Source organism: Acetobacter okinawensis (assembly GCF_002153655.1).
GTDB classification, from domain to species: domain Bacteria; phylum Pseudomonadota; class Alphaproteobacteria; order Acetobacterales; family Acetobacteraceae; genus Acetobacter; species Acetobacter okinawensis_A.
In genome coordinates, this window is record NZ_JOPJ01000009.1 from 111667 (window position 1) to 136046 (window position 24380).

At 52.3% G+C, this 24380-nt stretch carries 16 protein-coding genes; 11 read left to right on the top strand and 5 right to left on the bottom strand.

The window, feature by feature from the left end; genetic code table 11:
* Positions 1-285 precede the first annotated feature (285 nt).
* On the top strand, positions 286-492 hold the full coding sequence (locus HK26_RS06245) for a cold-shock protein (RefSeq protein WP_025825484.1): 207 nt from the start codon (positions 286-288) through the stop codon (positions 490-492).
* A gap of 78 nt (positions 493-570) precedes the next feature.
* Here the strand turns inward: HK26_RS06245 and HK26_RS06250 are convergent, their stop codons facing one another.
* Positions 571-1770: an MFS transporter gene (locus HK26_RS06250; protein ID WP_086638979.1), complete on the bottom strand. Its 1200-nt coding sequence runs from the start codon at positions 1768-1770 to the stop codon at positions 571-573.
* 147 nt (positions 1771-1917) lie between these two features.
* Here HK26_RS06250 and HK26_RS06255 point away from each other — a divergent pair, with 147 nt between their 5' ends.
* The 3 genes from HK26_RS06255 to HK26_RS06265 all read left to right on the top strand — a co-directional run bounded on the left by HK26_RS06255 (position 1918) and on the right by HK26_RS06265 (position 5817).
* On the top strand, positions 1918-2511 hold the full coding sequence (locus HK26_RS06255) for a TetR/AcrR family transcriptional regulator (protein WP_086638980.1): 594 nt from the start codon (positions 1918-1920) through the stop codon (positions 2509-2511).
* A 433-nt stretch (positions 2512-2944) separates the two neighbouring features.
* Positions 2945-4336 carry an NAD-dependent succinate-semialdehyde dehydrogenase gene (locus HK26_RS06260; RefSeq protein WP_086638981.1) on the top strand — a complete coding sequence of 464 codons (1392 nt, stop codon included), beginning with the start codon at positions 2945-2947 and terminating at the stop codon, positions 4334-4336.
* 188 nt (positions 4337-4524) lie between these two features.
* On the top strand, positions 4525-5817 hold the full coding sequence (locus tag HK26_RS06265) for an NAD(P)/FAD-dependent oxidoreductase (RefSeq protein WP_086638982.1): 1293 nt from the start codon (positions 4525-4527) through the stop codon (positions 5815-5817).
* A gap of 46 nt (positions 5818-5863) precedes the next feature.
* On the opposite strand, the gene HK26_RS06270 is transcribed toward HK26_RS06265, so the two are convergent.
* The 3 genes from HK26_RS06270 to HK26_RS06280 all read right to left on the bottom strand — a co-directional run bounded on the left by HK26_RS06270 (position 5864) and on the right by HK26_RS06280 (position 9375).
* The gene (locus tag HK26_RS06270; RefSeq protein ID WP_257640884.1) at positions 5864-7726 is read right to left on the bottom strand and encodes a hypothetical protein; all 1863 of its coding nucleotides are present in this window, start codon (positions 7724-7726) and stop codon (positions 5864-5866) included.
* A 172-nt stretch (positions 7727-7898) separates the two neighbouring features.
* Positions 7899-8453, bottom strand: a complete 555-nt coding sequence (locus HK26_RS06275; RefSeq protein ID WP_180539366.1) for a Crp/Fnr family transcriptional regulator — start codon at positions 8451-8453, stop codon at positions 7899-7901.
* Positions 8454-8787: 334 nt separating this feature from the next.
* Positions 8788-9375 carry a DedA family protein gene (locus HK26_RS06280; RefSeq protein WP_257640885.1) on the bottom strand — a complete coding sequence of 196 codons (588 nt, stop codon included), beginning with the start codon at positions 9373-9375 and terminating at the stop codon, positions 8788-8790.
* A 506-nt stretch (positions 9376-9881) separates the two neighbouring features.
* On the opposite strand from HK26_RS06280, the gene HK26_RS06285 reads away from it, so the two are divergent.
* The 6 genes from HK26_RS06285 (at position 9882) to HK26_RS06310 (ending at position 21241) form a co-directional block, all read left to right on the top strand.
* A complete protein-coding gene (locus HK26_RS06285) occupies positions 9882-12818 on the top strand; it encodes an autotransporter outer membrane beta-barrel domain-containing protein (protein WP_180539368.1) in 2937 nt (978 codons plus the stop codon).
* 392 nt (positions 12819-13210) lie between these two features.
* A complete protein-coding gene (locus HK26_RS06290; RefSeq protein WP_257640886.1) occupies positions 13211-13840 on the top strand; it encodes a sorbitol dehydrogenase family protein in 630 nt (209 codons plus the stop codon).
* A 22-nt stretch (positions 13841-13862) separates the two neighbouring features.
* On the top strand, positions 13863-15500 hold the full coding sequence (locus HK26_RS06295; protein WP_086638986.1) for a GMC family oxidoreductase: 1638 nt from the start codon (positions 13863-13865) through the stop codon (positions 15498-15500).
* Entirely contained in the window at positions 15493-16869 is a 1377-nt protein-coding gene (locus HK26_RS06300) for a cytochrome c (RefSeq protein ID WP_086638987.1), read from the top strand. The genes HK26_RS06295 and HK26_RS06300 overlap by 8 nt, the downstream gene beginning before the upstream one ends.
* Before the next feature lie 381 nt (positions 16870-17250).
* The gene (locus HK26_RS06305; RefSeq protein ID WP_086638988.1) at positions 17251-17817 is read left to right on the top strand and encodes a hypothetical protein; all 567 of its coding nucleotides are present in this window, start codon (positions 17251-17253) and stop codon (positions 17815-17817) included.
* A gap of 262 nt (positions 17818-18079) precedes the next feature.
* Entirely contained in the window at positions 18080-21241 is a 3162-nt protein-coding gene (locus tag HK26_RS06310) for a bifunctional diguanylate cyclase/phosphodiesterase (protein ID WP_086638989.1), read from the top strand.
* Between the two features lie 98 nt (positions 21242-21339).
* Here the strand turns inward: HK26_RS06310 and HK26_RS06315 are convergent, their stop codons facing one another.
* Positions 21340-22305 carry a glycosyltransferase family 2 protein gene (locus tag HK26_RS06315; protein WP_086638990.1) on the bottom strand — a complete coding sequence of 322 codons (966 nt, stop codon included), beginning with the start codon at positions 22303-22305 and terminating at the stop codon, positions 21340-21342.
* A gap of 525 nt (positions 22306-22830) precedes the next feature.
* Between HK26_RS06315 and HK26_RS06320 the strand changes: the two genes are divergently transcribed.
* Positions 22831-24267 carry a hypothetical protein gene (locus tag HK26_RS06320; protein ID WP_086638991.1) on the top strand — a complete coding sequence of 479 codons (1437 nt, stop codon included), beginning with the start codon at positions 22831-22833 and terminating at the stop codon, positions 24265-24267.
* The last annotated feature ends 113 nt before the right edge of the window (positions 24268-24380 follow it).

The window sequence follows — 24380 nt, forward strand, 5'->3', positions numbered from 1 at the left end:
AAAAATTTATAAAAATGGGGAAATAAGATAATAAATGTGAATAATTATAGCATAAAAAACTATGAATAATTTCAATATTATAAATTAGTTATCCTGATTTTAGAGGTTTATTTCTTGAATCGTAAAAATAAAACCTTGCGGTTTGATAAAAAATCTGCGTAAACACAAAAAGTGGATGCTCTTACAAGGCTGCCCGGCGCGCGTTGTGTCGGTCTTGTCCTGTTGGAAGTTACGATTGCGCACGTGTTCTGTGCGCGACCACGACGTTAAAAAAGGAGCCTAGTTATGGCAACAGGCACCGTAAAATGGTTTAATTCGACCAAGGGTTTCGGTTTTATCCAGCCTGAGGATGGTGCGCAGGACGTGTTCGTTCACATTTCTGCTCTTGAACGTGCAGGCATGGCTTCGCTCAGCGAAGGGCAGCAGGTTTCTTACGAAATCGAAGCAGGCCGTAACGGCAAAAAGTCCGCTGTCAATCTCAAGGCAGTTTAAGACCAGACTGGCAGAAATGCTGTCTGAAGCCGCCTTTCGGGGCGGCTTTTTTTATGCCCGGTTTGTATGGTTGCGTGCTTAGTGCGCAGTCGGGTTACGCTTTAACATGTAACTTATGGTGGCCCCGAGCAGGCAGCAGCCTGCACTGCTCAGGAACATGGCGCGGTAGCCCGAGAGTTCAATAATCGGGCCAAGCGTAAAGCCAGAACAGGCGATCGCCAGGTCCAGAAAAATGGAATAGGCGCTTAACGCCGCCCCACGATTATAGGGCCCGGCCCGTTCGACCGCCATAACCCCGAGTGCGGGGAAAAGTAACGAAAAACCAGCACCCGTTAAGGCCGCCCCCAACAGGGCGCATGTGTGCGATGGAAATGTGCCAATAATCATGAGCCCCAGTGCCTCGACCAGCAGGGAGGTCATGGCCACAAATACGCCGCCGCGCTGTTTGATCTGTTTTGCAAAGAAAAAGCGGATACACACAAACACCACGCCAAACACCGCCAGCGCGGTAGCGGCTCCGTGCCAGTGATGCGCGGCATAATAAAGCGCCAGAAAAGATGAAATGGCAGCAAACCCGATGGAGCCCGCAGCAAGGGCGGAGCCGTGCCACACGACCAGATGCAGGGCTTTGCGAAAAGGAATGGGGGCTTGCGTGGAGGCATGGGGTTTGGCCCCTTGGTAAAAACCAATAAGAGCCAGCCCAAGCAGGGGAAGAATTACGGAGAGTCCTCCAATGGCAACAAGGCCACCGTAAGGTGGCGGCAGAAGTGCTAAAGCCGCGCCAACTGGCGCCCCCAGCGCAATGCCCCCATAAGAGCATATCCCGTTCCACGAAATTGCAAGGGCAGTGTTCTCTGCGCCAGCCCGGTGGATGTTCCAAATAATAACACCCGTGGAAGTCCAGCTTTCTGCCCAGCCCAGAAAAAGACGGCTGAGCAGCATAACTGCTAAAGAGATGGCGGGGGTATTATGGAGCGTAGCGGCCCAGCCGAATAGCAGCCCGGAACACACGCAGGTGGCCAGCCCCCCGATGACGACGGGTTTGGGGCCAACCTTGTCCACCAGTCGCCCGGCAGAGGAGCGGGCGGCAAAAGTGGCGGCATACTGCAAGGCAAAGGTCAGCCCGGCCAATGTTGTGCTGTACCCCAGTGTGGTGTGCACAAAAATGGTCAGGACGGCATTGGGCAGGCCAATAACAATATAAACAAGCAGGTTGAACAGAACGACTGTAAGCACCCTGTGCAACGGGGCTGAAGCTGGTGTGGGGGTTATGGCCATAGGGCAATTGGACCAGATTTCCGGCCTTTTGCCCAGTCAGTTCAACGCGATGGCAGCAATGAGGAAAAGAGCCGTGGGGGGGGACAAATATAGACCGAACGGTCTAGTTGTATTGACTGTTTTTAGTGGATACTCTATTCAAAACGTATGAGTGTTGAAGAAAAGCATAATGCAGCCAGAAAACGTATTGTGGAAGCTGCGCGTTCTATTGTTGGAGAGCGTGGGTTTTCTGCCGTAGGTATTTCCCAGATACTGGAAGTGGCAAACATTCCCAAAGGATCATTCTATCATTATTTTGATTCCAAGGAAGCGTTTGGCGAGGAACTTCTGCGAATCTATATGGCTGATTATCTGCAAAAAATGGATGCACTCTTCTCGCCAGATGCAGGGAATGCAGTGGACCAGCTGTTTGCGTATTTCCGTTTCTGGCAGGAAACCCATGTGGATGGCAAAACAGGCGATAAATGCCTGATTGTTAAACTCGCTGCCGAGGTTTCTGATTTATCGGAGCGTATGCGCAGGATTCTGGATTCCGGCACGGCTCAGGCGATTGATCGTATTGCTGGCACAATTGCCAAAGGGCAGCAGGACGGGTCAGTGCGGCGTGGCATGGAGCCACAGGTTTTGGCAGGGGCTTTGTACCAGTTGTGGCTGGGAGCAACCTTGATGGTCAAAATCACCCATCGCTCGCAACCGTTTGAAAAAACTCTGCGTGCCTCGGAGCAGCTTCTTCTTCCCTAATCTGGGATAGCAGCCCTGCGTTAATTGGGACTTAAACGGTCTTAATTAAAAAAACCTTTGTTCACATGCTGTTATGCAGGACGAATGACTGAGTTGAGAGGAATCTCAAGACGATCGGTCTATTTTTTGCGTTGACCTTATCTATATCCCTACGTATACAGACAGCGTGCGTTGCACAAAAAGCGAGCCATGGCGTGGTCGCATTCCAGTCCATGTTTTGGCCCATAAGGTTTTTGTGCGCAGAGGTAACCGACCGCATTGTGCTGGCGGCGGATGGAGGGGCAGGCGAGAACGCAAAGGTTTCGATCTGCCTCAAAAAGAGTTGACTGGTCTATTTATTTATATCCCGAGGCCACATACGGTCTGGAAGCGGGACGTCAGGCGGAATGGGTTCGTTTTCGCTCTGGCGATGCTATCATATTTGTGAGGTAAAATGGCCTACGCGACAACAAATCCCTATACAGGCGAAGTTCTTGCAACTTTCCCCGATGCTACGGACGCAGAAGTCCAGACCGCGCTGACACAGGCCCATGAGGCTTATGAAAGCTGGCGTGAAACATCCTTTGCGGAACGTGCGCGGATCCTGAATGCCGCTGCTGCCATTCTGCGCAGGGATGTGGATAAATACGCCCTGCTTGGCACGCTGGAAATGGGCAAACTGTTTGAAGAATCTAAGAAAGAAGTCATTCTTTCTGCCGAAATTTTTGAATATTACGCAAAATTTGCGGAAGAGCTCCTCAAGCCCGAATCCCTGCCGGTTGCGCACCCATCGGAAGGCAAGGCAACGCTGGTACACGAACCGCTGGGTATTGTGCTGGCCATTGAGCCATGGAACTTCCCGTTCTATCAGGTTGTCCGCATTATTGCGCCCCAGCTTTCTGCCGGGAATGCCGTGCTGCTCAAGCACGCATCCAACCTGCCGCAATGTGCCGCTGCCTGCCAGACCCTGATGGAAGAAGCGGGTCTGCCCAAAGGCCTGTTCCGCAACCTGTATGCTGCACGCCCCCATACAGCCATGATCCTGAATGACCCCCGCGTGTGCGGTGTGGCGCTGACGGGGTCCGAAGGTGCAGGTGTGATTATTGCAGGCACCGCCGGTAAAGCGCTCAAAAAAGCCACCATGGAACTGGGTGGGGCGGATGCTTTTATCGTTCTGGACGATGCAGACGTAGAAAAAGCGGCAAAATGGGCCGTTATTGGCCGCCACTGGAATGCCGGGCAGGTTTGTGTTTCTGCCAAGCGTCTGATTGTGGCTGATGCCGTGTATGACCGCTTTGTGGAACTGTACAAAAAAGGCGTGGCAGAGCTTAAGGCAGGGGACCCGATGGACCCGTCCACCACGCTTGCTCCCCTTTCTTCCCAGGCAGCCAAGGACGACCTGCACGATCAGGTTACACGGGCCATGGGGCATGGTGCGAAGGTGGAAGTCATTGGCGCACCTGTTCCGGGCAAAGGCGCATTTTTCCAGCCGCTGCTGATGACCGGTCTGGATGAAAATAATGAGGCCCGGCATTGGGAATTCTTTGGTCCGGTAACGCAGCTTTACCGTGCAAAAGATGAAAATGACGCAGTGCGTATTGCCAATGATTCCCCCTATGGTCTGGGTGGTTCTGTCTTTACGCGGGACGAGGCACGCGGTGCGCGTGTAGCCGCGCGGATCCGTACGGGTATGGTGTTTATCAACCATCCTCTGGTGCCTAAGGCTGATCTGCCATTTGGCGGTATTGCCCGCTCTGGTTATGGCCGTGAACTGATCGGGCTTGGGATCAAGGAGTTTGTGAACCACAAGCTGATCAATACGGTTGATATTGACGCTCCGTTCTAAGCAGAACATCCCGGTGGGCACTTATGTCCACCGGGATTTTTAAAATAGACTGAATACAACGAATACTTTGTTGTGAGAGTATTCGAAAAAATCCCTGCTTCAAAATAATTCTGGCACGTTTTTCTTATGCAAAGCCTGTTCTGTCAGGTCTCCGTTGTGCATGTTTTTAAAAGAGGTTTATAAAACCGATGTCATCCAGGTCTGAAATTCTTATTGTCGGCGGTGGTGTGGCCGGTCTGGCTCTTGCAACGCGCCTTGGCAAAACACTGGGCAGGCAGGGCAAGGCCCGTATTACGCTGGTGGACAAGAGTTTCTGCCATGTATGGAAGCCGATGCTGCATTGCTTTGCCGCTGGCACGGTCATGAATGAAAATGATCGTATCAGCTTTATGTCTCAGGCAAGTGGCAATCACTTTGAATTCTGGCCTGGTGAGGTGGTGTCCCTTGATCGGGATAAAAGGCAAGTAACACTCAGCCCTTTTCATGCATCTGATGGCACGCCGGTGCTGGAAAGCCGGACATTGACGTATGATGCCGTAGTGCTGGCTGTAGGCAGCTGCGCCAATGACTTTGGCACTCCCGGTGTTAAAGAAAACTGCCTGTTTATTGATAATCTTGTGGAAGCAAATGCATTTAACGAGAAGTTTCGTATGGAACTGCTCAAGGCGTTTGCCAATACGTCCGAGTTGGACATAGCCATTGTTGGTGGGGGTGCGACCGGCACCCAGCTTGCAGCCGAGTTGCATAAATCGCTTGAAATTGTAGACCCGGTCAGCCTGCATGCTTTTGGCAAGGAACCACCCAAGCTCAGTATTACTCTGCTTCAGTCTGGGGCCCGTATTCTCCCCGCTTTTCCCGAATCTGTTTCTGTCGCGGCGCAGCAGGAGCTTGAGCGGATCGGGGTTAAGGTGCGCACATCAGCCAGAGTGGCGGGGGCTGACCAGAGCGGGTTTATTCTCAAGGATGGTACACATGTGCCTGCAGCGTTGCGGGTGTGGGCTGCGGGCGTTAAGGCACCGGAGGTTACGCAGGCCTATGGTGGGCTCTCGCTCAATCGCGCGGGGCAGATACAGGTTAAGCCCAACCTGTGCTCGGTTGATGATAACCGGATATTTGCAATGGGGGACTGCTCTTTTATTGTAGATGACCCATTGCCTGCAACGGCGCAGGTGGCGCGCCAGCAGGCTATTCACCTTGCAAAGCATTTGCCGGCATGGATTGAGCGTGCGCAGGAGGTGCCGTCCTGTATTTTCCAGAACAAGGGCGCTATTGTTGCCTTAGGTAATTATAATGGCTGGGCGGCGCTGCCCGGTGGGCGGGTGCTGGGTGGTGGCTTTATGCGAGGCCTGTCTGCCAGAATTGGTCACATTATGCTGTATAGAAAACATCAGGTCGAATTGTATGGTCTTTTGCGCGGGCTTGCGTCCATTTTTGCAGACCGGATCGAAACATTTATCCGCCCACCTGTCCGGCTGGATTAACCCCGGAACAAGCGAGCGCTTGAGGTTCTGACAGACTCTCTCGCGCTCAGTTCTGGAAGGGGTAGTAGCGGAAGGTAACAAAAACCGTGTTGCCGTTTGCCGTGGGGCGGGAAACATTGCCGCCATCATCTACCCCGCGGAAAGCGAATTTGCGAACGTAGGTATATTGCACGCCGGTCATCACACTGCCGTAACGCCCATCCAGCAGGTGCCACCACCCTCCCATTGTGTAGGAGGCCAGAGACTGGGTCTGGGCATTGCATGTGCCCAGCATGACCGAGCAGCCTGAAAGTCTGGCATTGGGTGAGCCATAGCCGTAGTAATTGCCATCTGCACCTTCATAAACGCTCCTATGGGCGGCTTCTACGCCGCCATAGGTGTATAGCAGGAGGTTGTCGGTGGGGTGGCCAATCAGCCCGAGTGATCCAATAATCTCATGCAAGGGAGCGGGTGCGCCGGTACTGCTCAGGGTCATGTCTGGTAACTGGGCTGGGCCATACCGGCCAATACCCTTGCCTGCCAGAACATCCCCGACAAGCTGCATTTTGCCCCCCAGTAGTGGCACGGCCATGGAGCCACCAACACCCCCGCCAAAGACCACGTGGGAGTGCGCCTGACCACCCACGCCCCCATTGCCCCCCCCTGTGACGACAATGGTCCGGAACCACCGGGCCAGACCATACAGTTCGTAATGCCCGACAGAGGTATCGACAGCACCTTTGAGCACAATATCAGGTGCGGCATCCAGGCTGTAATGGGCCTCAGGGTCGAGCATCCCTGTGCCTGTGCTGTTATAGATGACGTGTGGACCTGTGGTCTGCCCCATAGCTGGGGGGATGTTGCCACCTGAATCCAGAGTTGAGTCATCAAACCCAAGGGTGGCCTGTGGTGTTTCCACCGACAGGCCAAGCCACCACTTGCGATGAAAGTCTTTGATAAACCTTACCTGCGGCACACGGGTAAAGGTCACGCCGGGGATAAGGTTGCTGTCTACAACGGGTGGGAGCTGTTCATGCCTGCGTAGCAGGGTGCTGGTGTAGCCTGTGGTCAGGCTCCATGCCTGACCTGCCAGAAAGTGCAGCCCAAGGTCACGGTCATCTGCCGCCAGATAGGCCTGCCGCATTCTGGGCACATAGCTGTTGGTCTGCACGGCGTTGGAATTGCTGCCAGAGCCACCAAAGTCGCTTTCTACATAGGCTTCAACTGTTACGCCTTTTGCTGGTTTGCCCTCTATCAGCAGGCTAAAGCGGCTGAGCTGGGCGGTAGGGCGGTATTCCGATGCATGGGCATTGGGGTTGCCGGAATAGGGGAATGCTCCCCACGGGGTGGCGGGGCCAGCAGTCAGGTTCTTGTCACGGTAGATGTTGGACATGTCCACAAATCCACCGAGTTTGACAGAGACCGAACCAATTTTAAAAATTGGGGGCAGGCTGTCCACTTCCGTCTGGGTGAGTGCTGTGGGACTGGAAGAGGACAGATTGATGCTTTTGACGTTCTGCTGGTCCTGCGCCACATCCACTGGAGCCGGATCGACCGAAAAAGGTGCGACAGGCTGGTCGTTAATACGGACTGGCCCTGCCAGTTCTCCGCCCTGCGGACTGCTGGCGTGGAGGGGAGCATGTTCCTGGGAGCCGGCGGATGACTGGGCTGGTGTGCCATATCTGCCTGCCTGCCCTTGCGCCTGCCCGCCATGTGGGTGGCTAAGGGGGGTGTGGGAGCGTTTCTGGTTTTTTTGCAGGTCTTTGACCTGTGCTTGCAGTTGCAGAACCATGCTGCGTAGTTGTGCAATCTCGGCGCTGCTATCAGCCTGTGCAAGGTGGGGTGGACAGAGCAGGCTGCCTATGACGCAGGTCAGCACATAGTACCAAGGTTGAGACTGTTGTCTGTATGGAAAAAACTGTTTTTTCACCCGGCCCGATCCTCGTGTGCCGGTCACGTGCGCATGTGTTGTCAGCGCCTTGCCGGTAACGAAGCAGTGATTTAACGGGTATTGCTCCAGTGCAGATATGCCAATTTGATGACCCATCCATACACAGACGGTCATTGGTTCTTGTTATCTGCCGGGGTCGTTCTGTGCTGGCTTATGCGTCTTGCAATATGTGGGGGGTGAGCTGTATCTGCCGGTGATTGATTTTTCTGATGTAGTTATGTGTCTCCAGATATTTGAAAACCCTGCTGGTTGTCTCAAATGTCATGCCCAGATAATCGGCAATATCCTTGCGGCTCATGACCAGTGTGAGCATCTGTGTTGCGGGGTTATAGTATTCCGGGCGTTTGCTGTAATCGAGTAAAAACCCGATCAGCTTGTGTGTGGCTGTTGGGCAGGACATGAGGATGATGTGGTTTTTTGCGGCCATAAGGGAGGCCGATTTTTGCTGGAGCAGCAGGTCCATAATACGCGGATAATCCTGTGCAAGGGATTGCAGGGTGCTTCGGCGCAGGCGTTTGAGATGCACGTCCACAAGGGCTGTTGCCGACCATGCGTAAACGTCGTTTTCAACAATGCCCAAAAACCTGTCTGGCCATAAAAAATCAAGCACCAGATTGCGACCGTCCTCAAGCTGGCAATCAATACGCAGTGCGCCGGATTGAAGGAAGTAAATAAAGTCTGCCTGCTCGCCTTGCCGAAAAACCACGCTTTTTGCTGGCTTTCGGATATCGGTGCAGATTTGGTCGAGCACCGAGACGATATCGGGTGCCAGAGCACCAGAGGTCTTTGCGCGCGGTGGCCCAGAACAGCCTTGGCGGTGGTGGTGCAGAGTGTACGGCACGTTATGGGGTGTCATGCGCATAACAGCAGAATGTGCTGCAAATGGTCCTGTCCATAAGGCGTGCTCTCCCTGCTGGCAAACACTCGCTGCCATAATGGCGGAGGTGAAGTTGGCCTATAAATAAACGAAACGGAACCGTTTCGCAATATCGCCAGAAAGACCTTCAGGCGGGGGAGGTGCACGCAGGGAATTGTCTGTTTTATGCAGAGTGGGAGAGGGTTTTTTCTTCCGCCAAGGCGCGTTGTGTCAGGTATTTTTCGTTTTTGCGCAAGAAAAGGCCAGACCCGACCAGCCCGATGACAGTCAGCACACCTATGGCCATGCCTGTAGGGCCGGAGACTTCCGATATTTTACGCCCGAGCAGATACGTGCCCATTGCGTAGCCCCCTGCCCAGCATGTGCCCCCCAGTGCGTTGAACAGCATGAAGCGTTGCCAGTGCATATTGCAGGCACCGGCGAGCAGGGCCACAAAAACGCGCAGGACAGAAACAAAACGCCCCAAAAAAACAATGGCGCTGCCGTGGTGGCGGAACAGATACTGGCCAAGCACCAGCCTGTCTGGTGTCAGGCCTATTTTTCCTCCATGTTTTTGCAACAGGGGCAGGCCAAAATGACGTCCGATCAGATAACCCAGATTATCCCCTATGATCGCGCCTGCAATCGCGGCCAGAGCCACCCCCTGAATAGCCAGATGGTGGGTTTTGAGACAGTAGAGCGATGCGGTGATGATGCAGGTTTCGGCAGGAACGGGCAGGCCCATGCTTTCCATCAGAACAAGCAGGGTCACGATACCGTAGCCATAGTGCTGAAGCAGCGTATCCAGATGATGTAGCAGGGGAGCGTCCTTTCCGGTGTTTCCGTATTGCTGATGCAGTCAGAGTGTTTGTGGTGGAAAGGGTTTCTGTTGCATGGCTGCATTTCCGGATACTGGTGGGTTGTTGCAGGTACTGGAGGAGGGGCCTGCATGGGTTTGTATAAGGTGTGGCAGATAATAGTTTAAAAATTAAAAACAAAAAATGTCAATAAATAGACAACAAAGATATTCATATACCGTTATCTACCGGAATAAAATCAAAAATAACATTTAAAAACCCATAATAACCGTTTTTTTAACGGTCTTTGTATTTTGGTATGTGCTTAGGATTAACATAAATTCATGGTCTGATTTACCTAAGCATATAAAGGAATGTGCGCATGACCTTTGATCGTGCACGGTTTTTTGCGGGAAAAAACAGGACAAATATGGTACTGATTTTTCCCGCAGGAGTATGCTCCCCAGGCGTGTTGGGGCGCATGTTGGGCATTATGCTGGCATTTGCTGGTGCCAATCTGCGGACAGCCAGAGCGGATGACAGTTTGAATCTTGTTGGTGGCAATGCGCTTTACACGGTCAATGGTCAGCAAAGTTTTCTGTCTTCGGCGGGCAAGTGCTCAAGTGGGCAGGTCTCCCCCCTTTGTGTGGATGGTGGGGCAACACTTAAAATCGTGGGAGCGGGTAATACGCTTATCTCTCAGGGGCAGGTTTTTATCGGCTACACACAATCCGGCGTCAGTAATCTTGTTATTGGAGATGGCGGGCAGCTGCGTCTGTACTCTTCCGTCATACAGATTGGGTGGAGTGGTGGAGACGGGCAGATGACTGTGTCCGGTACGGGGTCGCAAATGGCGACGACCGCAAACAGTCTGCTTGTGGTGGGAACTGGCGATAACACTAATGGCAACAGTTCTGTGTATCATACAGAACACATAACACATGGGACCATGACTATTTCCGACGGGGGGCGTGTTCTTGTGGGCACTGTTGCCACGGGTCTATATGGCCATGGGGTGGGTGCCATAACGGTCGATGGTCAAAACTCCCTTTTGTATGTTGCCCATGATTACTACGTAAATGGCGGCTCCTCGCAAAATGGTGGTAACGGTTCAACACTTGTCAGCAATGGCGGCCAGTTGATCGTAAATGGGCAGATTTACTTTGGTAGCGATGGAACCGATGGAACCGGCAGACTTGCCATTCAGTCTGGCGGGATTTTGGAATTGGGGGATACCACGGCCAATGGTCAAACGCTCAGCGCCCTGATTGATCAGGAAGGCAGTGGCGGACATTCGGAGTTTGTTGTGTCTGGTGGTATCATCAGAGTGATCAATTCCGGGCTGAGCACAGCCATGTCCATACAGCTTGATGGTGGCGTGCAATCCACGGTGGATACCAACGGAAAAGCAGCAGTTCTATCGGGTGTACTGTCCGGGGATGGAGGGCTGACCAAGGCGGGGGAGGGCACCCTTACCCTCTCTGGGAGCAATACCTACACAGGTGCGACCGATATTCAGGCAGGTACTCTCAAACTTTCAGGTGCAGGCGCAATCAGCCAAACCTTGAGCATGCATGATACTGGCGTTCTGGATATTGCAGATGTTGCTGGGCCTTCTGTTGCACTGGCCTCACTGAATGGTGGTGGTAGCATTGTCCTTGGGAATAAAACCCTTAACCTTCTAGATAACAGCGGTAGTTTTGGTAATACGTATAGCGGCGCTATTACCGGCAGTGGTGGGCTGACGCTCTTCGGTGGTGCAACCCTTCTGACGGGGCAGAACACCTATACCGGAGGGACAGATGTGCAGGCCGGTCTGCTCGAGGTGGACGGCAGCGTGGCGGGTCCGGTCAGTGTGCGCAGTGGTGCTGTGCTGGCGGGGCAGGGCAGTGTGGGGCAAACAACTGTTTACTCCGGTGCCAGTCTGTTGCCCGGCAGCACTACAGCGGCGGGAATGCTGAGCGTTACAGGGAATCTGAAGATGGAGGCAGGCTCCATGCTGCTGGCCAACAGTGTGTCCAGCACACAGGAACTGGTCCATGTCACGGGGAATGCCAACCTATTGGGTGGTACCGTACAGATTCTGGGCTCCCAGCGTTTGCAGTATGGGGAACAATATAAAGTGCTCACCGCAGCCAATGGGGTGACGGGGCAGTATGATGCGGTCAAATACGACCAGAATGGTGAGTATCCTTTTTTAAGCCCCACTCTTCTTTACACGGCAGATTCCGTTAATTTGCAGTTGCTGCGCAACGGTGTTCCCTTTTCCACCTTTGCCCGGACGCGCAACCAGCAGGCCGCGGGGGATGGTCTGCAAAGTGTTGGTGTTGCCAATCCCGTTGCGCAGGCGGTGGTACAGCTGAGCGGGGCGGGCGAAATCCGCGGTGCGCTGGATGCCCTGTCGGGCGAACTTCACGCTTCGGCCCGCACGGTTCTTATTCAGGATTCCTTTTATGTGCGTCAGGCTGTGATGGACAGATTGGCAGGGGCCTTGTGTGATGGAGGCTTTGCGGGGACTGGTCAGCGGGCTGTGCAGCTGCGCCACGGCCATGTGGTGGACGCGGGGGTGTGCGCGCCTGAGCGTGCGGTTCTGTGGGGGGAGGCCTATGGCGGCTTTGGTTCTAATGGGGGGGATGGCAATGCAGCGGGCCTGCACCATTCCACCGCCGGGTTTGTTATGGGGGTGGATACACCCTTGGGGGCAGATGGCCGGTGGCGCATGGGTGGGGTGCTCAGTTACGGCCGATCCATGATGGAGGGGGATACGCATAGTTCTTCCGGGCAGAGCAATAATGTGACACTTGGCGGTTATGGTGGCACGCACTGGGGCCGGTGGAACCTGCGTCTGGGGGCCAGTTATACGTGGAATATGCTGTCCCTGAGCCGTACAGTGGCGTTTCCCGGGTTTGGTAACACGTTGTCGAGCCACTACAATGGCGGCACAGCACAGGGGTTTGGGGAGTTGGGGTACCGCCTGCATATGCGTGGTACCGTGCTGGAGCCGTTTGGTAACGTGGCGTATGTCAGCCAGCGGACGGGCCATTTTACCGAACATGGTGGTGCGGCGGCACTTGTTGGGCAGGCCACACAAACCGGGGTAACATTTGCAACCTTTGGGGTGCGGGCCTCCTCCACGTTCCATGCCTATGGCGCTTTGCTGACACCGCATGCCACGCTGGGCTACCGGCATGCCTTCGGGCTGACCACCGCAACAACGCATGAGCGTTTTGCCGCAGGTTCACAAACCTATGGCATGGATGTTGCGGGCATTGCCCTTAGCCGGGACACAGCGGTGGTGGACGCGGGTGTGAGTGTAAAGCTGACCGACAGGATTGACATCGGACTGTCCTATATAGGGCAGTATGGCGGGCTGTTTACCAGCAGCGGTGCGCATGGGCGTGTCACTTTCCGCTTTTAACGGGGGCATGTGCCGGTCCAGCGGGCCGCGCCCTGCCGGACAATATTGTTAAAGAATACTGCGTGTGCGCATGGGAGCGAAGGCAGGTCCCATGCGCTCTGCTGTTTTGGCAGTTTTGATATAACACTCCAGTTTTGCCTGTATGGGCAAAAATTTCAACACATGAATGTTGTTACTGTTCTGTGTCTTTGCTGCTTGCGAAGCTACTAGCGGGTAAAAACTGCTCTTTTTTAAGCCTGATCGCGCTTTTTCAGGGGAGTTATTCCTCTTTGTCACCTCTCGGAGGGGGCGCTTTGGTTTATGAAGCCCAAGGCAGGGCGTCTGTTAGGCGGAGATCGCAAGGATGTCTCACGCTCCCGGTCCGGGTTCTGATGGTTTTGGAGTGAGTGTTTGTGACGCAGGAAAGACGGTCTTTGGGTGCGGATTCATGGCGCGCCTCACCCAATGCGATCAGGCTGAACCAGTCTACGCGGTTGATGCGCCGCGATGTCCTGCTGTCCGGCATTGGTGCTCTGGCGGCGTGGGGGGGCATGGGTGCGACCCCTGTGCTGGCGGATACCGTGCCCGCGCCCGTACAGGACCCCGGCGTTGCCCGGTTTATGGATGTCTCGCATTGTCTGACGGATCGTACCGAACTGGACCCGGCGGTGGGGGCGGCGCTCTATGCGGGTATGGTGCAGGCTACGCCCGAGCGCGCGGCACAGGTTGCAAGCCTGTATGAGCTGAAGGCCACAAAGAGGCTGATCACCGCTGCCGAACTGGCCAAAGCGGCGGAAAAGGCCGATAAATCCTTAAAAGATGCAATTCATGACATTATGGTCGGCTGGTACCGTGGCGTGGCGGGTGGCAAGGTGGTGGTGTATCGCTCCGCCCTGATGTTCGACATCACCAAAGATGCCATCTACCCCAAGACCTATGCTGCGGGTGGTCCATTCTACTGGACCTCCAAACCGCCCGAGGTCGCGCGCCCGACTGGCCTGCCAGCCCTGTCGCCCTCGCCGTTTGTTGTGGAACCCACCTGAAGAACTGAAGCAGATCAAACCTATGCCTTCTGACCAGACTCTTTCTGCCGATGTTGTCATCGTCGGCTCCGGCGTTGCCGGGAGTTCCATTGCCAATGAACTGGTGCGTGCCGGACTCTCCGTTATTGTTCTCGAGGCCGGGCCGCGCGTGGACCGGCAGCATTTTGTAGAGAACTTCCGCAACCTTGAGAACAAACCTTCCTACCAAGGGCCTTTCCCAAGCACGCCGTGGGCTCCGCACCCGCCTAACCAGCGCTCTCCCAACAAATATCTGCACACCACCGGACCGGATGCGGAGGCCTACCAGCAGGCGTACCTGCGGGTTGTGGGCGGCACAACGTGGCACTGGGCAGGGTGTGCATGGCGCTACCTGCCATCCGACTTTGAGCTGAAAACCCGGTACGGGCAGGGGCGGGACTGGGCCCTGAGCTATGATGATCTGGAGCCTTTTTACTATCAGGCCGAGGTCATGATGGGGGTCTGTGGTCCCGACCCGAGTGTGGAGGACCTTGGCTCCCCCCGTAAGCAGCCCTACCCCATGGAGGCGCTGCCCCTGTCTTATGCCGGGGAACAGTTCCGCAAGCTGATTACCGAAAAAACGCCATGGCGCGTTGTGCATGAACCACAGGCACGCAACACCCGGCCTTATGACGGGCGCCCCACGTGCGAGGGGCATAACAACTGCATGCCCATCTGCCCGATCGGGGCCATGTATAATGGCAGCTATTCGGTTTATCATGCCGAGGCAGCGGGGGCGAAGTTCATCCCCAACGCGGTTGTCTATCGTATCGAGCGGGATGCGGCGAACAAAAAGGTAACCGCCGTACATTACTACGACCCGGACAAGGGGTCGCACAGGGTAAGCGGCAAATACTTTGTTATCGCGGCCCATTGCATAGAGACCGCCAAGCTCCTGCTCCTGTCGGCAGATGAGCAGAGCCCCAATGGGGTTGCCAACAGTTCGGGCCATGTCGGGCGGAACATGATGGACCATACCGGGGTGCAGGTTACGTTCATCAGTGGCGACAAAGCGCTCTGGCCCGGCCGTGGACCGCTGGAGACCAACGTGATCGACAATTTCCGCGATGGTACATGGCGGGACGAGCGCGGTGCCTACCTTGTGCATATGGTGGATGACAACCAGGTCGATTTTGCCACCCAGCTAGCCATTGCCAAAGGGTATGTTGGGCGGGAACTGGAGGAGCAGATCCGTTATCTGGCCTCTCACACGGTGCGCCTGTTCAGCCATAACGAAGCCCTGCCAGACCCTGAAAACCGTTTGACCCTGAGCCGGACGGAAAAAGATGCGCTGGGTATTCCGCATCCGCAGGTTTATTATAAACTGCCACAGTACACCGTGCGGAGCTGTGACCATACGCGCAGTGTGTTCAGGCAGCTCATCCACCTCATGCATGGCACGGACGAGGAATGGACACCGGGCTATTTTCCGCAGGACCATCCTTCGGGCAGCACCATTATGGGGGCGGATCCCAAGGATTCCGTGGTGGACGGGCATTGCCGTACGCATGACCACGAAAACCTGTTTATTGCCAGTTCATCTGTCTTTTCGACTGTTGGAACGGGGAATATCACCCTGACTGTCGCTGCCATTGCGCTGCGTGTGGCCGATACGTTGAAAAAAGAACTGCTTCATGGCTGATATCAAACATATTTTCCGCACCGTTCTGCTCGGGAGTGCGGTGCTGGGTGGGCTTTATGCGGCCCCGTCCCATGCCGAGGATAACGACGAGCAGGCTCTTATGGCGCGTGGCGCGTATCTGGCTACGGCGGGCGACTGTGTCGCGTGTCACACGCGCCCCGGCGGTAAACCCTTTGCCGGAGGGCTGGAAATTGCCACCCCAAAAGGGGCTGTGTTTTCCACCAATATTACGCCTGACCCGCAGAATGGGATTGGTGCTTACACGCTGGAAGACTTTGAAAAAGCTCTACGCCGTGGTTTGCGCAAGGATGGAGCCTATCTTTACCCCGTTATGCCATATGTTTCTTACGCCGGGCTGACGGATCAGGACGTCAAGGCGCTGTACACATGGTTCATGCATGGTGTGCAGCCGGTGGCCGAGAAAGCGCCGGAAACACAGATGGGTTTTCCGGGTAACATTCGTATGTCCATGATGGCATGGAACATGCTGGCAGAGAGCGAAAAGCCCGAAACGGGGGATTCCGCAACCTACGACAAGCTCCGTCGTGGCCATTATCTGGCAACGGCGCTGGAGCATTGCGGGACATGCCATACGCCACGCAACTTCATGCTGGTGGAGCAGCAGGACCAGTATCTGGCAGGCAGTCAGTTAAATGGCTGGTTCGCGCCCAATATTACCCCGAGCAGCACCGGTGGTATAGGGGACTGGAGCGAGGATGATCTGGTCGCTTACCTCAAGACAGGTCATGCCAAAGGGCGCAGTCAGGCGGCTGGGCCTATGGGCGAGGCAGTCGAGCACAGCACAAGTCATCTGAGTGACGAGGACCTGCACGCTCTGGCAGCCTTTATCAAACAGGTTCCTGCTCATGATGATGAAATCGACCATCAGGCGCGGGACAGTTTTGGCAAGGCAACCTTGAGTGCGGACCTGCGCTCGGGCATTGTGCACAGGGTGGATGACCTGAACCCACTGGACGGGCCTGCGTTGTATGACGCCAACTGTGCGGCCTGCCACGGTGCAGATGGTGCCGGCACGGCGGACCAGTATGTGCCAACGCTTTACACCAATTCTGTTGTGGGCTCAGGGCGGACAGATAATCTGGTCATGACTATTCTGGAGGGGGTAAACCGCTCCACACCGTCCGGCCATGCCAGCATGCCATCCTTTGGCGGTCATTCCGATGTGCAGCGCCTGAGTGATGATGAGATTGCCAGACTGGTCAATTATCTGACCCAGCGTTTTGGTAGTGGTGATCATCACGTAACAGGGGCGCAGGTCGGGGCCATGCGGCCATCACCACCTACTCCTACACCCGCACCTGCGGTGTCCACGGGTGCTGGTCATGTGACTGCCCCAGAACATACGTAAATGTGACAGCCTTCCTTGGCTTGCCCGGAGCTTGGGACGCGTGTTTGAACATTAGCTGCCAATAGAAGATTTTCCTGCCTGCCCCGCTCTTTTCCCTACCGGAAGTGGCGGGGCAGCGTGCGTTTTGGCCAAGGCATGAACACACTATGCTAAAAGTGCATAAGAATGTAATTGAATGCGCATGGTACTATCCTGCATGGCGTAAGGGGGCAGTGTAAGGCAGATTATGGAAGGTGATTTGCATGATTGGTCCTCCCGCGCCGATACTGGGTGCTGGTGATTTTGGTCGAGGGTTACGGCTGTGGCTGACTTGTCAAAGCTGGTAGAATCGTAACAAACTCAGATTATTTATTGTTTGGTCAGGTCTTTAGGAGATTTCCCATGTGGGAAAACCCAAAACATATTATTGTTCCCGTGTTCTTTAATTACCGTGGAACTGCGCTTTTCCATGAGGACCCGGTCAAGGTAAAGGCCAACCCCAGTGGTTTTCAAAAATTCATGGGTCTGTTCAACGAGAAGTACCTGCCCACAGACGAAATCCGTTATCAGAAGCATTTTTACTATGGCTTTGAATTCAACCCGCGTGAGGTCAAGGCAACCCAGTGCCTTATGGGGGGTATTTTTGACTTTTTCCACGCTCGTGGGCTGACATTCAACTACCCCGATATTTCCAACCGCAAAGGGACGGAAATCTGGATTGGGGAATATAAGTGCCATCTGTTTGATATTATGGCCGATATCAGAAATCCGCATCTGTGTGACTTTGGGTATTTTGACCCCAAAACCGGCAATGTGGTGCTTGATGACAACGTGCGCCGCACGGGTGGCCAGCACAAGTCCACGGACCTGTCTCGACGCATGGTGCGTGACAGCTTCCTGAACGGGAAAATCCTGACCAGCTGCATCAGGGTTCTGGAAATGCCCAAAGACAAAAAGTCTGAGGCCTGACATCGTCCTTAAAGTCCCCGGAGCCCTGAAGCGTAATGGCAACTCAGTCTGTGGGTTGGCGGGGTGCCGGACTTTGCTACCAACAGAGGGTGTTTTTGGTCTCCCATACATACAAAAACCAAATGTATTTTATTTATCTCTTTTCGCCATTGTTCTATAAAATCTTCTTACTTTGGGAGTAAAAACCCAACAATGCTGCGGGTCAGTATGGGGCCAGAGCGCAGCATAGTTTTTGGGTTTTAGGGAAGGGTTTGTCGGTTTTATGGAGAATGCAGCAAGCCCGGACCTGGTGCAAAGGCTCTATCGCGCCCTTCTCAATACGGCAGATGCGGTTCTTCAGGCTTCCACAGAACGTGAAATGTGTGACAAAACATGCACCGATCTGGTGTATGATGCGCTTTTTCAGGCCGTGTGGATCGGGCGCAAAGATGAATCCGACACGTTGCATGTTCTCTCCTGTATGGGAGCGGGAACGCAGGGCCTTGCTAACCTGAAGTTCAGTTTTGATAACAGCTCTCTCCAGTTCCCTGTTGCGGTGGAAGCGTGGGACCGGCAGACCCTTGTTTATAGTAATGATGAGCTGAACGACCAGAAAAACGCCCCGTGGTATGATTTTTTGAGCCACAACCAATGGCGTGCCGTGCTGGCTGTGCCCATCTGGCGCGGAGGGGAGCGCTGGGCCGTTATTTCTTTTGTTTCTGCCCAGACAGATATGTTCGATGAGCAGTGTATTGCTCTGTGCCAGAAAGTATCCGAACTGCTCGGGCATGCGCTGGATAAGCTGGATGGGCAGAAACGGCTAGAAAAACTTCAGAATGAGGAAGCAAGGCGTGCGCGGCATGACCCGCTGACCGGGCTGCCCAACCGCTTGGCGCTTGAGGAGTATATGCCGCAGGCCATAGCCCGGGCGGTCCGTCAGGGTTCGTCAGTGGCTGTGGGCATGCTGGACCTGGACGATTTCAAGCTGGTCAATGACGGGTATGGGCACGAGGCTGGCGACCGTCTTTTGCAAACACTGGGGCGGCGCCTGCAGGAGCATGTGCGCCATACGGATTATGTCGCCCGGCTCGGGGGGGATGAGTTTGTTATTATTCTCGAAAATCTCGACCCACTTTTGAAGGTAACACAAGCAACAAAAATTCTGGACACCCTGCACAAGGCAGTGGAAACGCCTTTCCCCATCTCCAGCGATGCCATTGCCATGGTGGGTATGACGCTGGGGTTGGCGCTTTATCCGGTGGATGGGGAGGACCCGGACACGCTTTTACGGCGGGCGGATGCGGCCATGTATCTGTCCAAGCAGAACAAAGCCACACGCAAAACCTGGTGGTGCATGGCCAGCAACACCCGGCAACTGCCAGTTGAGGAGAGTGTGGAGCAGGTTGCATTTAACCCCTACGGTGCCGAAGCGGCGGAATTGCTAACCCGGGCCAAGGCTTTTCTGACTCGCATACGGCAGAATTTTATTGAATGTTTTTATGACAGTCTTGCAAAACTTCCTGATGCGCGCGCAGCATTATCGGTTCTGGCGCCAGAACAGCTTGAACGGCTGAAAAGCCAGCAGGCTGCTCATCTGGATTTTCTGCTAGGAGCCCAGACGCAGCGGCAGGAGATTTTGCAACAGGCCCGCCGCCTTGGTGCCATTCATACATTATGTGGTATTTCGCCCGCCCTGTTGGGAGAAGCCTATAGTATTTACAGGCGTTTGCTGATTGACAGTTTGGATAAGGCCCTGCTGCGCGCCTATGACCGCTACCATATTCTGCTGACAACGGAAATGCGCTTGCAAGATGATAAAGGCGCACAGCTTGAGGCAGGCCAGAAGATTGAGGAGCACTACTTCTCTCTTTTATCGACCCGCTTGCCGGTAGCGGGTTGTGTCTGGCCGGATGTTAGCGAACAGGGAGTGGACGCATTGGGCAATTTGCCCGGCATTCGTGCTGTTCTGCTTTTCCGTATGAATCCGGCGGGCGAACTGGTGGTCGAGCATAGTGGTGGCACAGCCGGTGCGCATCTGACGCAGACCTTAAGGGAGAAGATCTCGCAACCTGTTGTGAACGCACAGTCGGTTTTTGGCAACACGGTTACAGGTCTGGCATGGCGGACACGACAACAGCAGAGTTGTGCCTCTTACGCGACGGACCCAAATGCCCAGCTCTGGCGCGCAATGATGGAGACATTGGGTATCTGCTCCTCCATCAGTATTCCGATTTCCGTGGAAGAAGAGCAGGTTGCTGTCGTGCTTGCTTTGTTTGGCGCGTATCCAAATCAGTTTGAAACACAGCGGATGCAGCAGTTTGCGCGGAGTTTGCAACACCGTTGGGAACAGATGTGGCTGCGGTGCTGCTTCCAGCGTGGTTCTGCCGTTGCGGAAGAACAGTCCTGTTATATACGCGACAGGCTGTTCAGTGATGGCTTGCGTATGTACGTGCAGCCGATTGTGAATTTGCGCACAGGTGCTCTGCTGGAGGTGGAAGCTCTTGTGCGTATTCAGGATACAAATGGCAGCATTATAGAGCCGGGGAGTTTTCTGTCCCTACTGGGGCAGAACGAACTGGACAGGCTGTTCCACATGGGGCTGGAAGATTGTCTGGCTCTGCTGGAGCGCTGGCAAAAGGATGGGCAGGTTATTAACCTTGCCATCAATATGCCCCCGACTTACCTGTTGAATGAGGATGGACCAGCCTGGGTGGCAGGGGCATTGCAGCGCTACAATATTCAGCCGGAGCAGTTAACGGTTGAATTGCTGGAAACCCAGATGATCGACCCCGCCATACAGGACGAAGCGATTCAACAGTTCAAAGCGACAGGAATTAAAATCGCTATTGATGATCTGGGGTCTGGGTACAGTAACCTGTTGCGCCTATCTTCTTTGCCTTTTGATATTATCAAGGTGGATCAAGGTCTTTTGCGCAACATTCGCACAGCCCCTCTCCAGACATTCAGTATGGTTAAATCCGTGCTGGATATGGGGGTGGATTTCCATGAACTGGTTATTGTGGAAGGGCTGGAAGATGATGATGTTATTGAAGCCATGTATCATCTGGGGTGTCGTTATGGTCAGGGTTATGGTATTTCGCCTCCCATGCCACCAGAGCAGTTTCCGCAATGGTATAATGCCTATCGCCTAAAAGCACATGCCTGCGTGTATGGCACGGAGTTGGTCAGTGACCTTGGCGTACTGGCTTATCATTGGTTATCTACCAGAGGTGGGCAAAGTGCCAGCAGGCATTCTTTCCATACATGCCTGATAACGCGCTGGCTTGCTGCGCAGGGTCTGGAAGGTTCGGAGGCAGCACAATGGCATGAACAATGCCATGGTGGAGAAGACATTATTGAAGCATCCCGCAAATTTATCGGTTGGTTGGTTAAAAGAGTAGGAGATGCCAATACCAAGCGCCAGGTTCTGGCGCAAAGTGCATAAAGTGGTCAGTCAAGGCATATCTGAGGTGAAGTCCTGTATTGTGAGTGGTGCATTGTCGGGCAGATGATGCTTCTGCCCCATTAATGTCGCAGGTTAGGTCAGATTTTGTCCTGAATAAAAAATTTAGGCCGATGTTTGGTTTCCATGTAAATTTTCCCAATATATTCGCCAATAACACCGAGGCAAAGCAGTTGGACACCGCCAAGGAAAAATATTGAAATTTCTACGGATGCCCATCCAAGAAGAACGTGACCGTAAAATTTTTGTACAACAACAAAAATACTAATGAGAATTGAAATAAGGCAGGTAAATGCGCCAAGGAGCGATATAAGTCGTAGTGGTTTTATTGTAAGAGAGGTAATGCCCTCAATGGCGAGCGAGAGCATCTTGTAAAAAGGATATTTTGATTCCCCGGCGCAGCGTTCTTTACGGGCATAAAAAACCTGCGTACTTCTGTATCCCAACAAAGGGATCATACCGCGCAGGTATATGTTCTGTTCTTCAAATTGCAACAGGCTGTGCAGGGCGCGGCGGCTGAGTAATCTGAAATCCGCATGATTGGCAACCTGCTGAATGCCCATCACTTCCATCAGCTTATAAAAGCTATTGGCGCTCCATCTTTTAAAAAAACTGTCACTGGAACGGTCAGAGCGTACGCCATAAACTATTTCGTTTCCCTCCATGTATTTTTCAATCATTTTGGGAATACAGGCCGTGTCATCCTGCAAGTCAGCGTCAATACTGACGCTGATGTTTGTTTCCGCGCAGGACAAACCAGCCATTAAGGCAATCTGGTGTCCCCGGTTGCGGGAAAGTCTGATGCCATGCACGAGGTTATCTGTTTGCGCAGCCTGTTTAATCAGGCTCCATGTCTTGTCACGGCTTCCATCGTCCACAAACAGGATGTGGCTTTGCGCGGTAATTTTTTTTTCTTCAATGGCCCTTTTCAGGAGAGACTTGAGTTCAGCCACACAGAAAGCAAAAACCTCCTCCTCATTATAGCAGGGGACAACTATCGTAAGAGATGGAATATCGTCTCTGTGCTGTGGAGGGAACGTGTGCATTTATGAGAGCCAACCCCTTAAAAACCGCGATCGAAGATTGTTGTTAAGGTTTATATATAGGATGTGTGCGCCCTTTTGTATCCACTAGACGCGGGACAGTCCCCATTTTTATGGGGGTATTGTCTTGGGTGCGGTAGGGGGATTTTGCTTGTGCATGAATGACTGTTGACGCTGACAGTGTTGTAAGTGGGGTATGCGGGTGGGGACGGGATGATTGGCTTGGAAGAAATATCTATTATAATTTTTTATCACAACTTATCTCTGTACTGATCTGAGTATTTAATGCTGCAGGTTTTTTCCTGTTTGTGCATAATAAAGTTTCCAGATATTACGTAAAATCTCATTGTTGATATTTTTTAATATATAGATTTCCTTCGGTCATAAGATTATATTTTAAACAAAAAATTTTTGAATATTTAAAATAAACCTTTTTCGGGATTAGAGTCCGATAAAAAAATGCCTTATGATATATCTTTCCGGGCTGTTGTTCGGTATAAAACGCCCATATGAAGTGGGTGGTTGGTCATGGATAATCTGATTAAAAAATTTAAAGAAAAAACAAAATTGCAAAAAAACATCCTCAGGATGTGTATATTTTTGTTTTTATCAACATTTGCGGTTTATTCATCCAGCTTTTTTTTGGCTCCATTTAATGATTGGGATGTCAGTTTCTATCCGGTTATTGGCCGGGGGATATTTGAACATCATCTTTTGCCGTATAACTATCTGTTTGATCATAAACCCTATCTTGTTTATGTAATTTATTATCTCTGGAGCAAAGTAGAGCCGCTGGTTAATGGGCGTTTTATGCTCCTGACACTTGCCTGTGCGGGATTGACATCTTATTTTCTGGGGGAAACGTATAAAATCAGGAAATGGAAGATATTTCTTTCCCTTTGTATTTTTTCAGCATTCTGTGATTATTTTGATGGAAATACAGAGGTCATACAGGCATTTTTAATATCTTTATTTGTTTATTTGATCTCAAAAAGCTTAAAATTATATGAAAATATGAATCTGTTCCTATCTGGTTGTGTGTTATCATTTTCATCAAATGTAAATTATCTATCCGGTTTTATATTGGCACTTATTTCCGGTTCTTTTTTTGTTTGTACAAATTTGAGTTTGCGCAGGATTTCTTGGTTTCTGTTTGGAATCATGTCATCACTGCTCATGATATTTCTGCCATTTTTTGTCATGGATCATGGGAATATTGTTGAATATTTTTCCATGCAGCATCATTTTCTCCATAACTATGCATCAAATTTTAGAGACAGAATTGCTGGTATTGCATATTTGTTTTGCGATTTGTTATTTCTGCTACCTATTCTCTTATCATGGGTAGCAGGAAGATACTTTTTTTCGGATATAAAATATAAAGTTCTTTCTTTCTGGTTTATGTTTGCCGTTCTGGCAACGGCTTTGTCGGGGCATGGTTATACACATTATTTTTCATTGCTGTATGTGCCTGCTATAATGATGCTCGTTATTCTGTATCATGATGGTAAATTAAAATATCATTATGCACTTATTCCCTTTGTTCTGTATGTCGAAGTTTCCATGGTCTTGGTTGTTATTTCCAATGTAAATAGCATGAAACATACAGCAAGAGAGAACCCGGACTTTGTGGCCCATCTGGTTGGGCATGACAAGATTTTGAATATAAACTCGGACCATTCTTTATATTATCTGGCGAATTTGGAGCCATTCGAAAAATTTGCTTTTCAAGGGCAAATGGAAATTTATTATAAAGAAAATTATAATGATATATATATGAAAGACTTAATGGATAAACCAAAGTTTGTGCTGTTGCCATATCGGGGATGTGTAAATGGTGCCGTGGATAAAAGCCTTTGCTCGTTTATCCTCAAAAACTACAAATTGGATTATGTGTCCTACAGTAAGAAAAATCCTAATAATAACAGCGGGAGGTATTATGAATTGTATGAATTATTAAAATAGTGCTTCTGGCACAAGGTATGAGCCGACAGAGCCGGGGTGGGAATATAAGGGACTTCCATGGCAATGCCAAAATTATTGTTGTGGGAAAGATATAAAGTCGTATTCTGATGCGT